This window comes from Parabacteroides gordonii MS-1 = DSM 23371 (assembly GCF_000969825.1).
In the GTDB taxonomy this organism is placed as follows: Bacteria; Bacteroidota; Bacteroidia; order Bacteroidales; family Tannerellaceae; genus Parabacteroides; species Parabacteroides gordonii.
On the sequence record NZ_KQ033919.1, the window covers coordinates 2,161,346 to 2,179,376 of the forward strand.

General features: G+C 45.8%; 10 protein-coding genes. All 10 read left to right on the forward strand.

Annotated features, from left to right (window positions below; translation table 11 throughout):
- Nucleotides 1-5: 5 nt before the first annotated feature.
- Nucleotides 6-3,044 (forward strand): efflux RND transporter permease subunit, encoded by a 3,039-nt coding sequence (locus HMPREF1536_RS08545; RefSeq protein WP_028726622.1) that lies wholly within the window; start codon nt 6-8, stop codon nt 3,042-3,044.
- The gene (locus HMPREF1536_RS08550) at nt 3,041-4,333 is read left to right on the forward strand and encodes a TolC family protein (RefSeq protein WP_028726623.1); all 1,293 of its coding nucleotides are present in this window, start codon (nt 3,041-3,043) and stop codon (nt 4,331-4,333) included. Before HMPREF1536_RS08545 ends, HMPREF1536_RS08550 begins: the two co-directional genes overlap by 4 nt.
- Nucleotides 4,334-4,375: 42 nt before the next feature.
- Nucleotides 4,376-5,401 (forward strand): sensor histidine kinase, encoded by a 1,026-nt coding sequence (locus HMPREF1536_RS08555; protein ID WP_028726624.1) that lies wholly within the window; start codon nt 4,376-4,378, stop codon nt 5,399-5,401.
- Nucleotides 5,394-6,167, forward strand: a complete 774-nt coding sequence (locus HMPREF1536_RS08560; RefSeq protein WP_028726625.1) for a LytR/AlgR family response regulator transcription factor — start codon at nt 5,394-5,396, stop codon at nt 6,165-6,167. Before HMPREF1536_RS08555 ends, HMPREF1536_RS08560 begins: the two co-directional genes overlap by 8 nt.
- A 145-nt stretch (nt 6,168-6,312) precedes the next feature.
- Nucleotides 6,313-7,278, forward strand: coding sequence for a FecR family protein (locus HMPREF1536_RS08565; protein ID WP_028726626.1), 966 nt, complete (start codon nt 6,313-6,315; stop codon nt 7,276-7,278).
- A gap of 243 nt (nt 7,279-7,521) precedes the next feature.
- The gene (locus tag HMPREF1536_RS08570) at nt 7,522-10,875 is read left to right on the forward strand and encodes a SusC/RagA family TonB-linked outer membrane protein (RefSeq protein ID WP_157395705.1); all 3,354 of its coding nucleotides are present in this window, start codon (nt 7,522-7,524) and stop codon (nt 10,873-10,875) included.
- A gap of 29 nt (nt 10,876-10,904) precedes the next feature.
- Nucleotides 10,905-12,515 (forward strand): RagB/SusD family nutrient uptake outer membrane protein, encoded by a 1,611-nt coding sequence (locus HMPREF1536_RS08575; protein WP_028726628.1) that lies wholly within the window; start codon nt 10,905-10,907, stop codon nt 12,513-12,515.
- Nucleotides 12,516-12,517: 2 nt separating this feature from the next.
- Nucleotides 12,518-14,194, forward strand: a complete 1,677-nt coding sequence (locus tag HMPREF1536_RS08580) for an arylsulfatase (protein ID WP_046151784.1) — start codon at nt 12,518-12,520, stop codon at nt 14,192-14,194.
- A gap of 349 nt (nt 14,195-14,543) precedes the next feature.
- Complete coding sequence (locus tag HMPREF1536_RS08590; protein WP_028728945.1) at nt 14,544-16,961, forward strand: glycoside hydrolase family 95 protein; 2,418 nt, start codon at nt 14,544-14,546, stop codon at nt 16,959-16,961.
- Nucleotides 16,962-17,072: 111 nt separating this feature from the next.
- On the forward strand, nt 17,073-18,020 hold the full coding sequence (locus tag HMPREF1536_RS08595; protein WP_028728944.1) for an alkaline phosphatase family protein: 948 nt from the start codon (nt 17,073-17,075) through the stop codon (nt 18,018-18,020).
- Nucleotides 18,021-18,031 lie beyond the last annotated feature (11 nt).

Consider the following 18,031-nt stretch of genomic DNA (forward strand, 5'->3'; position numbering starts at 1 on the left):
AAGCCATGAAACTAGTCAAATATTTCTTGAAGAATAAACCGGTGACGGTACTGATCCTGTTGCTGGTTTTCATAGGAGGTATCTTCTCTTATATCAAAATGGGTAAACTGGAAGATGCCCCGTTCACCATCAAGCAAGCGATGGTGCTCACCTCCTATCCGGGTGCTTCCCCTTCGGAAGTGCAGACACAGGTAACGGATGTGTTGGAAGAAGCCATCCAGTCGCTCGGCGAACTCTATTATCTGAAAACGGAGAATCGCGCCGGATTATCAAAAATCACGGTCTACGTCAAAAAGGAGATACGAGCCGACGAGATGCAACAGCTTTGGGACAAATTACGCAGAAAAGTCAACGATGCGCAGGAGAAACTTCCCGCCGGGGTGAACCCTTCCGTAGTCAACGATGATTTCGGCGACGTGCTGGGTGTCTTTTACGGATTAACCGGGAATGGTTATACCTACAGGCAACTGGAAGAGCAGGCCAAGTTAATAAAGAACGACCTGCTGAAGGTAAAAGATGTAGCTAAAATCGAGATCTACGGTGTACCCGTCCCTACGATAGATGTATCCGTCAGCCCCTCGACGATGTCACAGAGCGGGATCACGACAACAGATATTGCCCGCGCTTTCGATGCCCAGAACAAAGTGGTAGACGCCGGAGGGATTGAAACGGAAGAGAACCGAATACGTATCGAGTCGACCGGGAACTTCTACTCACTGGATGATATAGCCAATCTCACGATCGTTTCCCGCACAGGGGAACATTTCCGGCTAGGAGATATAGCGGCCATCAGTGAAGGTTATAAAACGCCGGTCAGCAACATGATGCGGATCGACGGCGAACCGGCTATCGGCATTGCCATCTCTACCGTCCCGACAGGTAATGTGGTGGATATGGCGGCACTGGTCAAAGAGCGGGTGGAGTGGTTTTCCTCCACGATGCCGGAAGGATATCAGTTACATTCTATATACGACCAGGGATATGAATCGGATGTAGCCAATAAAGGATTCATCCTGAACCTGATCATTTCCGTTATCACAGTGGTGGCGATCCTCCTCTTTTTCATCGGGTTCAAGAATGGCATCCTGATCGGTAGCGGCCTGGTATTCTCTATCTTCGCTACGCTGATCGTGATGTTTGCCGGAGGGATAGCGCTTCAACGTATGTCACTGGCAGCGATTATCATTGCTATGGGGATGCTGGTCGATAACGCGATTGTGGTATCCGACTCCGCACTGGTCAATATGCAGCGGGGGATGCGCAAACGCGTGGCGATCCTGAGGGCATGCTCTGCCACAGCGTTGCCGTTGCTGGCGGCTACCGTCATCGCTATCCTTACATTCCTGCCTATTTACTTTTCACCGCATATCACGGGGGAGCTACTTTCGTCACTGGTTATCGTTATCGGAGTTTCACTGATGTTCAGCTGGGTATTCTCCTTGACGCAAACCCCGTTCTTTATCCAGGAGTTCGTACGCCGTCCACGCCCGAACGAACTTCAGGGGGAGCTTTTCAGCGGCAAGATATACGACCGCTTCAGGGCTGCTTTGCGTTATGTCATCAAACATAAGTATGTGGCAACAGGCAGTCTGCTCCTCTTGCTTATCGCGTCGGCATGGAGTTTTAAGTTCATACCTAAAGTGTTCGTTCCTTCGTTGGATAAACAATACTTTACGATCGACATGTGGCTGCCCGAAGGAACACGTATAGAGAAAACAGACGAACTCTCTCTGGAAATAGCGAGATATATCCATAATCAGGAGCAGACCGAAATGGTATCCAGCTATATAGGCCGTACACCGCCACGCTATTATTTATCGAATATCGCCTTCGGCCCGCAACCTAATTATGCCCAGTTGCTGGTGAAATGCCATTCGCCGAAAGAGGCAAAAGCGTTAAATGCACTTTTGCAAGACTCGATACGTATCAAATATCCCGAGCCGCTGATCAAGGTAAATAAGTTTGAACTCAGCCCGTTGTCCGAAGCACTTATCGAAGCGCGTTTCCTGGGGCCTGATCCCGCTGTGCTGGACTCGCTGACACAAACGGCGATCGAAATCATGAGACAGAATCCGAAAGTAGCTGACGCACGCAACGAATGGGGATCGATGACCCTGATGATACGCCCGGTATACGATCCGGTCAAGGCCGGTGCATTGGGAATAACGAAAGCGGCTATGATGGAATCGGTCAGGTCGATCAGCAACGGACTTCCTGTCGGGATCTACCGGGATAATGAAAAGAAAGTGCCGGTATTGTTAAAATCAGGAACGCCGGATATATCGGATGTGACCTCATTAGAGAATTTCCCGGTATGGAACGGGAATAAATCGGCTCCCCTGTCGCAGGTAACCGAGCGGATAGAGACCACCTGGGAACATCCCCAGATGAGAACTTACAACCGTCAATTGTCGATGGCGGCGATGTGTGGTGTTCAGCCCGGATATACGATGGCGGAAGTACACGGGGAGATACGCAAAGAGATTGAAAAGATCAAACTTCCCGAAGGATATACCTTCTTCTGGGACTCGCAGTTCAAAGATCAGCGGGAAGGCCTGCAGGCGCTCGCCAAGTTCTTCCCTCTGGCATTCCTGTTGCTTATCGTGATCCTGGTGGATCTGTTCGGAAACTTCCGTGAGCCGTTGATTATCCTGTGCGTGCTTCCTCTCTCACTGATCGGTGTTACCATAGGTATGCTTATGACCGGGTTCGACTTCGGCTTCTTTCCGATTGCAGGATGGCTCGGCTTACTGGGGATGATCATCAAGAATGTCATTGTGCTGATCGATGAGATCAACATACAACACAGGAGTGGAGTGGCTATTTATACAGCGATCATAGAGGCTACGGTATCCCGTACACGTCCGGTACTGATGGCGGCGACAACGACTATCTTCGGAATGATCCCCCTTCTGTTTGATGTCGCTTTCGGTGGAATGGCTGCGACCATTATTTTCGGGCTGACGTTCGCCACGCTTCTTACCTTATTTATTACACCCGCATTATATGCTATATTCTATAAAGTAAAAGAGAAACAGCAATGAAAAAGATATTTATAGTATTCCTGTTGTACAGTTCATTTACATCGTCTGCACAACAAAGCGCCTTGTTGGAAAAATACCGTTCTATGGCACTCGGCTACAACCATGATCTGAAAGCTGCCGAAAGAAACATATCCGCCAGTATCGAACTGGAGAACATGGCTCGTGCCGATATGAAGCCAAGCCTTACCGGAGGAGCGAACTTTAATTATACCGGTAATCCGCTGGAACTTACGTTGGATATGCCGGGGTTCGACAATCCCGTTTCGTTTCAGGGAAAGAACTTGAAATACGGTGCTTCGGTCACCCTGCTTCAGCCGGTCTATACCGGAGGACGGTTGTTGGAGTCTATCCGGATGGCACAACATCAACAGTCGCTGGCTTCCTCGCAGGCCGAGATGATCGGTTCTGCCGTTTGTTTCCAGACCGATATGCAATACTGGAATACGGTAGCCCGTAAAGAAATGGTCGATATTGCATCCGACTTCAAAAACTCTGTTTCTTCTTTGGTTGTCACGATCCGAGAACGGGTGGAAGCCGGCCTGGTCGACCCGCAAGATTTGCTGATGGCCGAAGTGAAGCTTAACGAAGCAGAGTATCAGTTGTTGCAGGCCCGGAGTAATTTTGAAACAGGGCGGATGGCTCTTAACTCCATTATAGGAGAAGATTTACAACAGGCTACTCCTACCGACTCCTGTATCCCGGTAGTATCTTTACAAGACTCTTTATTACATCTGGAAGAATCGAACCGTCCTGAACTTAAGATCGCATACGACAAGATAAAAATAGAGGAAAGCTCCCTGAAACTAAATGATTCACAATATAAACCTCAGCTGTATATCGGTATAGACGGGAGTTATTCATCCCCGGGATATAACTTTCATTCGGATCTGGATCCAAACTACGCTGTTTATGCCAAACTCTCTATCCCTATCTTTGAATGGGGCAAACGGAAAAGCCAGAAAAGAGCTTCGACCCGCCGTATTGAAATGGCTACCGACAATCTGAACAAGGTAACCGATAATATCCGGTTGGAAGTGCAAACAGCACGGGTGGCGCTTCTCCAGGCAATCCAACGGATCGACCTGGCCGGCTCCTCACTCGAAAAAGCCCGGGAGAACGAACTGAAAGCAGTAGAAAGATATGCCGAAGGAAAAGTCTCTATCCTGGAAGTGATAGATGCGCAGACGTATCGCCAGACGGCACAGGTAAACTACGTACAGGCCAAAGTCTCAGCCCAGGGGTATTATTCCGAACTGATAAAATCGCTGAACCTGTACGAATATAAATAGAAACCGCTAACTTAGCGACAGAATAAAGTCCATTCTATGCGCATGAAACTGAAGATATTGCTATACGGCTTCCTGTTCTCCGGATTAGGAACCTTCTCTTATCTGCTTCTGGTGAATTATACTAATCTTTCACCGGAAGTAACAGATGCATTATTTTCGATGAAAGCATTTCTCTTTTTTATTGTCGCTTTTAATATCCTGGGGTATTCCACCCTTTGGTTAAGTTCATGGATCAATGACCAGTATTCGCTGAATATAAAGAAACGGGGAAAGATCATCCTGCTTTATACAGCGGTAATTTTCATGCTGTTCTTGTTGAATTACGGATTGCTGGTTATCGCGAAATTACTCGTAGGGGCGGAATACCCGTATACTTTCCCTAACGGTGGTGTGCGCATACTGATTGTTGTCTGGCTGGTAGAGCTTGTAATACTGGGATTACTGCTTGCGAACAATTCAATACAACATTCTCTGAAACTGGAACAGCAGGCTGCCGAGTTACTGAAAGAGAACAACACGGCGCGCTATACGGCATTACAGAATCAGTTGAATCCGCATTTCCTGTTCAACAGCCTGAATACACTGATCGCGGAAATCCAGTATGATCCCCAGAAAGCAGTCGGTTTCACAAAGAACCTGTCGAATGTGTACCGTTATGTACTTCAATGCCAGAACAAGCCTTTAGTTACATTGGATGAGGAACTGGAGTTTATGACAGCCTACCTTTTCCTGCATGAGGTACGTTTGGGAAACTGTATCCACTGTCACTCGGATATCCCGGCAGACCGTCTGGACAGCATGCTTCCCCCGTTGACATTACAACTCCTGACGGAGAATGTGATCAAGCACAACTCGATAACCATAAACAAGCCGATGAATATAAATATCAGTATTGTTAACGACTATCTGGTAGTGAGCAACTCTATCAATCCTAAAAAAAGAAATGAGCCTTCCGGCATCGGCCTGAAGAATCTCTCGAACAGATGCAAACTGATACTGAACAAAGAAATCAATGTATCCGACGAGAACGGATTATTTACTGTAAAAGTTCCTTTATTATATGAATAAGATAAATGCTGTTATTATAGAAGATGAAGTGCCTGCGGCCCGTTTGCTAAGCTCGATGATCAGAGCCTTGCGACCCGGCTGGGAGATCACATTGTTGCCGGGTAATGTGGAAGAGTCGGTAAAATGGTTCGGGGAACATCCGCATCCGGATATCATATTTCTGGATATACAATTATCGGACGGTGACTCATTCCACTTCATTTCTGAAGCAAAACCAACATCGACCATCATCTTTACGACAGCGTACGATGAATATGCTATCCGTGCATTCAGTGTGAACAGCATCGATTATATCCTGAAGCCTGTCGACGAGAAACGGTTGCTCGAAGCAATCATCAAATATGAGACGCTGACCCATAAAGGGAATACTCAGCCGGAGGATTATCTCGACACCATACTCGAAAGCCTGCAGCGTAAAGAGAAACGTTACCGTTCGCGCTTCCTGATCTATGGGGCCGACAAGTTCTGGACATTACAGGTTTCCGACATCGCTTATTTCTATTCTGAAAACAAAATTACCTTTGCCGTTACGCACACTGGAAAAGAGCATATCGTAGATTTACCTTTGAATAAACTTGAAGAACAACTCAACCCTGACCAGTTTTTCAGGGCAAACCGGCAGGTGCTCTTAAGTATCACCGCCATCATTCATGTAGAACCTTATTTCAACGGCAAGATCGTCATCCGGGTTAAGCCACCGCATAAAACAAAGATTACCGTGAGCGAAGAAAAAATATCATCCTTTAAACTATGGCTTAACTTCTAGTAGACAGTACTGATTATTAATCGATTCACAAATCGACACCAACCAATAAAATCTTCTTTGAAAAAAAATATATTTTTTCTTCATTTCCGACTAGTAGTTAGCTGAAATTATTTCGTCATATTTATAGAACGAGTAATTAAGCAGTATGAACGAACAACTAGATAAATATTTCCTCGGAGAACTTTCTGATGCGGAAAAGGTTCTGCTTTTCGACCGGATAGAGTCTGACCCGGATAGTAAAGCTGAATTTATCCGGATGCAGAATACCGTCACCGTATCGAAACTGGCCGGACAAAGCGAAGACGCCGAATGGAGCGGTAAGAAGATGAAGGAGCTGGAAACACGGATCAACCGCAAGCAAGCCCGTCGCCTTTATCTCAATCTGGCAAAATATGCGGCTGTCATTGCCATCCTGTTGGTAAATGTCTGGTTACTTACCGACAAATTCATTCCGGAAAAGAAAGTACCGCTTTACACGCAAATAAAGGTTCCGACCGGTCAACGTATATATATGACACTTCAGGACGGAACGGAAGCGTGGTTGAGTCCGCGATCAATAATCAGGATACCCAGCGAGTTCAGTAAAGACGAACGTTCAGTAGAGCTGGATGGTGAAGGTTTTTTCTCGGTAACGAAGGATGCGAAACGGCCTTTTATTGTAAAGACACAGGGATATAATATTAAAGTTCTCGGAACGAAGTTCAATGTTTTTGCCTACACAAAGAGCAAGCGTTTTGAGACAAATCTGGTGGAGGGTAGTGTACAAGTGATCAACAACAAGCAGCCGGAAGAGCATATGATCTTGAAACCGAATGAAATGGTGTCTTTAAAGGATGGCGTACTTGTAAAATCGATTGCTGCATTCAATAATGAAGAATACCTGAAAAGTGGAATATTCTATTTCAGCAACAAGAAATTCTCAGAGGTACTAGACTATCTCACTTTATGGTATAAGGTCAAATTTGAAGTGAAAGATTCTGCTCAAATAGACAAGTATGTATCCGGAAAGTTCAGGCAAAGTGATGATATAGAAAGGATACTGAAAGCATTACAAGGGGTGCATCACTTCCGGTATAAAATAGAGAACAATGAAGAAATCAAAATATACTAATATAATATTCATTTAAAAAAAGCGAATGCCTATGAAGTAAACACGATCATTTCCGGAGGAATGGTATAAAAATGGGGCAAGTGTTACCAGCACTTACCCCGGAGTCAATACCTTTCTTTTATGTATCCACAAAAAATCAAAAACAGTATTAACTTTAAAAGTACAAGCAAAGTTATGAAAAAAAACTTATTGCTATTATTCAATTGTGCCTTTTATCTTGAATTAAAGCATATAATTCGTATTATGAAAATCGCAACAATTATCACGTTAATCGCAGTCTTCCAAATAAGTGCGACCACTTTGCATTCACAAAATGCCAAAGTAAACATCAGTAAGAGTGATCTGCCGCTCAAAGAGTTCATCCAGGAGATCGAGAAGCAGACGGACTATTTATTTATGTATAGTGAAAAGGAGATCGACATGCAACAACAAGTGCATGTAAACGCTAAGAACAAGCCTGTATCAAAAGTGCTTGAGGAGGCTTTGGCCGACAGTGAAATCAAATATAACTTCAACGAAGGATATATTTCACTGAGTAAAGTCAAGAATGTAACCGTCAGTCAAGAAGGTAGGAAAGTAACCGGTATCGTAAAAGATCCCACAGGCTATCCGGTAATCGGTGCTAATATCATGGTGAAAGGAACCACCAATGGTACTATTACCGATATAGACGGAAAGTTTACTCTGGAAGTACCTGCAAATGCTACTTTGTCAATCTCTTATATCGGTTATCTACCACAAGAGATCGCTACAGGTAATCAGTCAGACTTTTCCATCCTGCTGAAAGAAGATACACAGGCATTGGAAGAAGTAGTAGTTGTCGGTTACGGTCAGCAAAAGAAAGTCAGTATAACCGGTGCTGTCGGTAATATCAAGAGCGACAACATCAACCGTCTGGCCAATAGTACCACAGCTTCTATGCAGGGTGTATCACCGGGTTTAACGATTCTGGACAAAGGAGGATCACCGGGTCGTGCCAGCACTACACTTCGTATCAGAGGTATCACTACTATTAACAACGATAAAAATATTGACCGTAATGAGGCTTTATTGCTGGTAGACGGTGTTGAACAGCGTATCTCCGATATCAACCCGGACGATATTGAAAGTATCTCTATCCTGAAAGATGCTTCTACGACAGCCATCTACGGTTCGCGTGCAGCTAACGGAGTTGTGCTCGTAACAACCAAACGTGGAAAAGAAGGTAAGATCAGAATGGATTTCAATACTTACTGGGGGATCCAAAGTGTGACCAACAAACCGGAGCACATGGAAACAGTCACTTATATGCAGCAGCAGAATTATGCTTTCCAGAATGCCGGACAAGCTCCTCGTTATTCCGACACTTTTATCAAAGAATGGCAGGCTAATCACAAAAGCGATCCTATCACATACCGTAAAGCCAACCAATGGCAGGATGCAGTTTACAGTTCTGCCCTGCAACAGAATTACAGCCTTACCGTAAGCGGTGGTAACGAAAAAGCAAGAGGTTTGATGGCGTTGCGTTATTACGATCAGGACGGTGTTGTTCCAAACTATAAATCCGACATCAAAGAAATCCGCGTAAACACAGACTTTAAACCCTTCGAACGACTGAAGATATCGGCGGATGCCAATTTCAGAAGCAGTTATTCCAAAGCACCTATCGATGCCTACGAATACGATAAAAATGGTGGTGGTATTTTCTACTCCATGTATCATGCCACACAGTTCGTTGTTCCGCAATATCCTGACGGCAGCTACGGATTGGGTAACAAAAATGCCAACCCGCTGATGCTGGCCGAAATGGGCGGAACAGACAAGCAATGGAACAATTTATTCATCGGAAATATTAAGGCTGAATTACAAATTATCGATGGCCTGAAGTTTACAGCCCAGTATGCACAACGTTACGGCTTCAATAAGACCGTTAAATTCGAAAATGCCTATACGGTAGTGGATCATCAATATCTGGACTGGACAGCTACGGCAAAAGACGAGCCTTATAATCCGAGCAGCAACCGCCAGCGTACCAGAAATATTTCGCGTAACAGCATGGACGACAAACGGGAAGATACCAACGAATATACACTCAACCTGTTGTTGAACTACGAAAAGCAGCTAGGTAAACATAACTTACAGGCTCTGGCCGGTTTCTCGCAGATAAAGAATGAATGGACACACAACCAGGCACAACGCTGGGACTTCTATAACAACGATGTTCCTTCCATCAACATGGGTTCCGAAAGCTCTTGGAAAAGCTACGGATACAACAATGAGTTCGCCCTGCGCTCTTATTTCGGTCGTCTGAACTATAATTACGACAACCGTTACCTGCTCGAAGCGAATCTGCGTTATGACGGTACATCCCGTTTCACCGGAGATAATCAATACGGAACATTCCCCTCCTTCTCCGCCGGTTGGCGCATCTCCAACGAAGCATTCTGGAGCGATGAATTGCGTAATATCGTTTCTGACCTGAAACTGAGAGCTTCCTGGGGTAAAACCGGTAACCAGACTGCCGATCTATATGCCTTCTACGAAAGTTATACCTCTACCTCTTATAATTTTGGCGGTAACCTGGTACAAGGCTATATGCAGAAGGAACTTGCCAACAAAGACCTGAAATGGGAAACAAGTACACAAACCGACGTCGGTATCGATGCTGGCTTCCTTAACAACCGCCTGACGCTTACAGCCGACTATTATTATAAGAAAACAGACGGTATCCTGGTGAAACTACCGATCTCCGGAACTATCGGCCTCGATGCTCCGGTACAAAATGCTGCCGTTGTCGACAATAAAGGTTTCGAGTTGGCTCTCGACTGGAAAGATAATATCGGTGATTTCTATTATGGCGTCAACTTCAACATATCCAACAACTGGAACAAGGTGATCAGCCTGGGTGGTGCAAATCCGACCCTCGACGGAGGAACAGCCGACGTTATAACAACTGTCCGGGAAGGTTATCCGATCAACTCTTACTGGGGTTACCAGACAGACGGATTCCTGACACAGGAAGATCTCGATAGTAATTATCCTGTTTACGATAGTAGAATGACATTGGGTGATGTTAAATACGTAGACCGCAACAAGGATGGCAAGATTGATGCAGAAGATATGACCGTGATCGGTAACGAGTTCCCGCGCTACCCGTTCGCCTTCTCTGCCAACTTTGCTTATAAAGGTTTCGACTTCTCCTTCATGTTCCAGGGAGTGATGGATGCCCAGACCCGCGTATCAGGAGCATTGGCTGAAGGTGGTAACTTCGAAGGCTTCACCCTCGATATATTCAAGGATTACTGGACACCGGAGAATACGAATGCTCGTTTCCCCCGTCCACGTAAGAGTGTGGATTACAACTCTATGATGTCTGACTTCTGGGTAATAGATGCCGGTTACATCCGTCTGAAAAATGTACAGTTAGGCTATACGCTCCCGAAGACATTGAGCCAGAAAGCTTACCTCGACAAAGCACGTATTTACCTGGCCGGAAGCAATCTGCTGACGTTCTCGCCGCTCAAGGAATGGGGACTGGACCCGGAATTCGTATCAGGACGTTTTCTGTATTATCCTCAGACTTCGGTATATACAATCGGAGTTAACTTGACATTCTAAATACTATTAATATTGAAATATAATTCATTATGAAGAAGATTTTTATATATCTAGCCTTACCATGTATCGTATTCGGATGCGACGTACTCGATACGATACCGACCGACCGTATTTCTTCTGAAATATTCTGGAAAACCGACAAGGATGCCGAATATGCATCTAACGCCATCTATCGTTTCCTGGAAGACCACGGTACTTTACTGAGCCGTGACGAGATGTCGGATATTGCACGTGCCACTTTCGAAACCTCAGACGAAACAAAGATAGAAGCCAGTATCGCAGACCCGCAAACCAACCTTTTCCAGAATACCTGGAATGATCTGTACAAAGGTATCCGCCGTTGTAACGACTATATGGCCAACGTCGACAAGATAACTCCTGAAAACGAATCCAAAGTAAATACCTATACGGCTGAAGTTCGTACCCTACGTTGCTATTTCTACTCCCGTCTGGTAGCTTATTTTGGTGATCTTCCCCTGATTACTACACCGATCGGCATCAGTGAGTCGAAAGAACTGACACGGACTCCTGTCTCTGAAATATACGATTTCATCTATAAGGAACTGACAGAAGCAGCCAATGATCTGCCGGTAAAAGCCAGCGAAACAGGCCGTGTAACCAAAGGGGCGGCTCTCGGTATACTGGCACGCACCATGTTGTTTGCTGCAGGCAATGTAACGGGTACGGACAACCAGGCTACATTATACTATCAACGGGCTAAAGAAGCCGCTGATGCAGTAATCGCCTCCGGAACTTATTCATTACTGCCTACTTATAAAGAATTATTTACGTACGAGAATGAAAACAATCAGGAGGTTATTTTCGACAAACAATTCATGAAGGATGTATACTCCAACTCGGTTATGAATAATTTCGGAGCCGTATCATTAGGTAACAACGGTTCAATGATGTCGCCTACTGCCGTACTTGTCGATGAATATGAAACGACTAACGGGAAGAAGATCACGGAAGACAGTTCTTACGATCCTACGAATCCTTACGAAGGTCGTGACCCGCGCCTCAGTTACACACTGTATGTACCGGGCGACGAACTGCCTAACGGAACGATATACGATTCCCGTCCGGGATGGAGTACTACAGGCGATGTGATCGGAGCCAGTTACCAGGTTTCCAAGACCGGATTACTTCCGAAGAAATATATCAATGCGGAAGATATCGGCCAGAGTAACCGAACCAACTGTGGTATCAACCTGATCATCATGCGTTATGCGGAAATCCTGCTGACTGCAGCTGAAGCCCGTATCGAACTGAACACAGAAACGGATCTGGCCTTGCAATATATCAACCAGGTTCGCCAGCGTCCGGATGTAAACATGCCGGTATTATCAGGTATCACCTCGCAGGCTGCCCTACGCGAAGTCGTACGGCATGAAAGAACAGTTGAACTTGCATTGGAAGGACACCGTTTCTTTGACATCCGTCGCTGGAAAATTGCTGAAGATGTATGCAATATGGATCAGATCGAAGGTATGCGTTATGTAGATAAAGAAACAGGAAAACTTGTAACGGTTACCACCGACTATAAGAAGAAGTTCACATCCAGAGATTATCTGTGGCCTGTTCCATACAACGAAAGACAATTAAATAATAATCTAACCCAAAATAATGGCTGGAATTGATCATGAAAACAGTTGTATTTAAAACATTACCCATTGCAGCGTTCGCCTTTTCGGCCAGCGCGTGCAATGCACAGGAAAATAACAAAGAAAGTAAACCCAATATCCTGGTGATCCTGGCGGATGATATGGGATTCTCCGACCTTGGGTGTTATGGTGGAGAGATCCATACCCCCAACCTGGATAAGCTGGCAGCAGAAGGGCTTCGCTTCACCCATTTTTATAATACAAGCCGGAGCTGTCCGACCCGTGCATCGTTGTTGACAGGGCTTTACCAGCATCAGGCAGGTATCGGACGTATGACCTTCGACGATAATCAGCCGGGTTATCGCGGTACGATGACACACAACGGAGTTACCATCGCCGAAGCTCTGAAGGAAAACGGTTACCAGACAGCCTGGGTCGGTAAATGGCATATTGCGGAAACACCTTTGCGTCCCGATCAGCGTCAGTGGCTGGCACACCAGGTGCAGCACGATGAATTTGCACCCAAAGATAACTATCCGATCAACCGTGGTTTCCAGGATTGTTACGGTACGATCTACGGAGTGGTGGATTATTTCGACCCGTTCAGCCTGATCAGTGGAGATAAGCCGGTGAATTCTGTTCCGGATGATTATTACAGTACGATCGCACTGGCCGATACGGCAGTTGCCTACGTGAATAAATATGCGGAAACCGATAAGCCTTTCTTTATGTACCTGGCTTTCCACTGTCCGCACTGGCCGTTGCATGCATTGCCTGAAGATATAGAAAAATATAAGGATACCTATAAAGACGGCTGGCAGGCTATCCGCGAAGCCCGTTACCAGCGGATGAAAGAGATGAAACTGTTCGGTGATGCCGACAATTTCCTATCTCCCCGCCAGTTTACCGACTCCTGGGAAGAAAACCCGACCAAAGAATGGGATGCCCGTGCGATGGCAGTCCATGCAGCGATGGTTGACCGTATGGATCAGGAGATCGGCCGTGTGATAGAGACGCTCCGCAAGAACGGTCAGCTGGATAATACCCTGATCCTCTTTATGTCGGACAACGGTTGTAGTAACGAGGACTGTCAGAATTATTCGGAAGGGGAAAACGACCGTCCGGCAGAAACACGCGATGGCCGTAAGATTGTTTATCCGAAAGAGAAAGAGGTAATGCCCGGCCCGGAAACGAGTTATGCTTCAGTCGGAGCAAGATGGGCGAATGCCGCCAATACCCCATTCCGTTTCTGGAAAGCGAAATCGTATGAAGGAGGAATTTGTACCCCGATGATCGCCCACTGGCCGAAAGGGATCAAGCAGCCGAAAGGAAGTGTTAATACGCAAATGGGGCATGTGATGGATATCATGGCAACTTGCCTGGATATCTCCGGTACAAAATATCCCACCGAATATAACGGCCATAAGATAATTCCCTTGGCAGGCGAGAGCTTGAACCCTATATTTAAAACCGGTACACGTAAAGGGCATGACGAATTATGCTTCGAGCATTTCAACGAGAAAGCCTTGATCGATGCTTCAGGCTGGAAGATCGTCTGGCCGAACAGTACGAAAAGCTGGGAACTGTACAACCTGAACGAAGACCGCAGTGAAATGCATAATCTGGCTGACCAGTATCCGGATAAGGTAAAAGATATGGTAGCACGGTATCTGGAGTGGGAAAAAGACTATATGGTTGTTCCCCGTCCGCAATAAGAATAAAGTAACAAAACCTGAACCTCTGAATGAACTGCATTTCGTTTGTTTGTACAACTTTCGAAGTGCAGTTTGTGTTTCTAAAAATCACAGAAAAGACATACTTCCCTTACTGTTTTACCAGTAAGCATTTTGAATTATCCGGTAGAAACATTTATTATCTCCATAAAAGGCCTATTATTACTCTGATAATACCGAATTATGCAAAATTTCCACCTCATTTTATCAACTATAACAAAATTCTGTTCTTTAATTTTACACAGTCCTTATTTTACTATCTTCATACAGAAGTAATATTAAAGGCAATGGTGGGTTTCCCTGATTATATCCATAAGAAAATTAATAAGTTATGAAGAAACAATTTAGAAGCGTAGCATCTGCCATAGGTATTTTTTCTCTCTGTTTTACCGCCTGCTCGGTAAAACACCAGGATGCACCATTAACATTATGGTATAACACCCCCGCCGACGCCACCGCCTCCGACAATCCTTATACGGGATACAAAGACGATCCGGAATGGCTGAAGGCTTTACCCCTGGGCAACGGCTCGTTGGGAGCCATGGTATTCGGGGATGTACACAAGGAACGCATCCAACTGAATGAAGAGACTCTCTGGTCGGGAAGCATGCAGAACTGCGATAACCCGGAAGCAGCCAAGCATGTGGAGAAGATCAAGCAGCTATTATTCGAAGGCAAATACAAAGAAGCCACAGAGTTGACGAACCGCACGCAAGTCTGTACCGGAAAAGGTTCTGGACACGGACAAGGCTGCAACGTCCCTTTCGGATGTTACCAAACCATGGGCGACCTATGGATCGACTTCGATAATAAATCACCCTACACCGACTACCGAAGGGATTTGAATCTGAACGATGCGACAGCTCGGGTTTCTTACAAGCAAGGAGAAGTCCGTTTCAAACGTGAAATCTTTATCAGCCACCCGGACCAAGCGATGGTCATGCGGTTATCGGCAGATAAGAAGCAACAACTCTCTTTCACTTGCCGGTTGAACCGCCCGGAACGTTATTCCACCTATGCGGAAAACGAGCAATTGATCATGGCAGGGGCTCTTTCGGACGGCAAAGAGGGCGACGGACTCCAATACATGACGCGGTTAAAAGCTGTGCCGGTAAATGGTACCGCCACCTATTCCGATTCGACACTGACCGTAAAAGGTGCCGACGAGGTATTGCTTTTCCTGACCGCCTCAACGGATTACAAAATGGAATACCCTTCCTACAAAGGGCGCGATTTCCGTGGTATTACCGAAGCATCCCTGAATAATGCCGTCGGCAAATCATACGACCAGCTTTACAAAGCGCATGTAAAAGAATATGCCGATTATTTTCAAAGAGCCGACCTGTTGCTGACCGATGCCCCCGACACGATCCCGACCGACGTAAAGGTACAGAACGCCCGAAAAGGGACGATAGACCCTCACTTGTACGAACAGATGTTCCAATACGGCCGTTATCTCTTGATTGCGTCGTCACGACCGGGAACTATGCCCGCCAACCTGCAAGGCATCTGGGCGAACAAGCTGCAGACGGCCTGGAACGGCGACTATCATACCGATGTCAATATCGAAATGAATTACTGGCCTGCCGAAGTAACCAACTTGTCGGAAATGCATCTGCCAATGTTCGACCTGATTGCATCGTTGGTTGAACCGGGAACGAAAACAGCACAAATCCAATACAATAAGAAAGGATGGGTAGTACACCCTATCACGAATGTATGGGGATATACTTCGCCGGGCGAAGCAGCTTCCTGGGGCATGCATACCGGTGCTCCGGCATGGATTTGCCAACATATCGGCGAGCATTACCGGTTTACGGGCGATAAGGACTTTTTACGTAAGACCTATCCGGTCTTAAAAGGGGCGGTTGAGTTTTACATGGACTGGTTGACCGAGCACCCGACAACCAAAGAGTTGGTTTCCGGCCCCGCTGTTTCTCCGGAAAATACCTTTGTCGCTCCCGACGGCAGCCATAGCCAAATCAGCATGGGACCTGCTCACGACCAGCAAACCATCTGGCAGCTATTTGATGACTTCGCGATGATCTCCAACGAATTATCCATCGATGACGACTTTACCCGTCAGGTCGTAGATGCCCAAAAACGTTTGGCAGGTACGAAAATTGGTTCCGACGGACGTATCATGGAATGGACGGATGAATTCCCGGAGGTAGAACCCGGTCACCGTCATATCTCCCATCTGTTCGCTATCCATCCGGGATCGCAGATCAATATGCTGCAAACTCCCGACTTGGTCGAGGTAGCCAACCAATCGCTGGATTACCGCATTCAGCATCGCAGAGGGTATGTCGGTTGGAGTTCCGCCTGGGCAATCAGCCAGTACGCCCGCTTGCATCAGGCCGAAAAAGCAAAAGAAAATCTGGATGATGTCATCGGGAAATGCATCAACCCGAACCTCTTCACGATATGCCCGCCTTTCCAGATCGATGCCAACTTCGGAACCACAGCCGGTATAGCCGAAATGCTGTTGCAGAGTCATGTGTACGATCAGGGAGGTTATATCATTCAATTACTTCCCTCCCTTCCTGCCGATTGGAAAAAAGGAGAGTTCTCCGGCTTAAAAGCCCGTGGTGGATTTGAAGTGGCTGTGAAATGGGAAAACGGACAAATTGTAGACGCTTCCGTTAAATCGTTACAAGGGAATAAATTCCGTATCTGGTACAACGGTAATTATTTGCAGGCAGATGATTTAAAAGAAGGAGAAACTTGGAAATGGAATAAACAATAGATAAAAAAGCGCAAAGGTTTGCGTACATTTTTCATTAAGGAAGTGAAGTTATGAACAATATATTCCACTACCTTTGATAGCAAATCTTCTTACTTATACTCACGACATAATATGAAAAACTCAAGAAGAAACTTCTTCAAAAAAGGTTTGGCAGGAGCTGTTGCATTAGGCACTGCATCTATTACCCAACCCGTAACGGCAATTACAGCAAAAGTAAACGCATCTGCAGCAAAACGCATCGTTTTAATATCACTCGATGGCATCTGCGTTGACGGATTTCTGAAAGCAAAAACCCCCAACCTGGACGCATTACTGGCTGAAGGTTCACTCTCGCTCGATACCCGTGTGGTTATGCCCTCGGTCACTTTGCCAAACTGGACAAGTCACCTGACCGGAAGCGGCCCCGAACAGCACGGTGTCGTGGATAATAGCTGGGAAATCTCCAAATTCATATTGCCTGCAATAGAAAGTGACAGCGAAGGTTACTACCCTTCGGTATTTAAAGTACTGAAAGAGGCACTTCCGCAGGTAAAAACAGCATTTTATTATAACTGGATCAATCTGTTCTATCCCTATAATAAACAGTATCTGGACGAAGTAAGCTACCTGGAAGAAGATGCTTATGTGCCTAATTATGAAAAGGCTCTTTCCTTTCTGAAGGAGAACCGGAAACATCCGACATTGGTCTTTCTTTATTCCGTCCATACCGACCATGCCGGGCACAAATATAAATGGATGTCCCCAGAATATATAAAATCCATCGAGGAAGCGGATGTTGAGATCGGGCGATTCATTGACAAAATGAAGCAGGAAGGATTATATAATGACACCCATTTCATGTTCCTTACCGATCATGGCGGTATCAATTACGGACATGGCGGAGTGAGCACGGATGAAATGATCGTACCCTGGGGTATCACCGGGCCGCGAATAAAAAAAGGATTCAAAATAACAGAAGCCAACAATACCGTAAACACAGCTGCTACTATCCTGCATCTGTTCAAGGTGAAACAACCCTTATCCTGGACAGGAGAGGTAATAGAGTCTATATTCAAATAAATCTATAACAA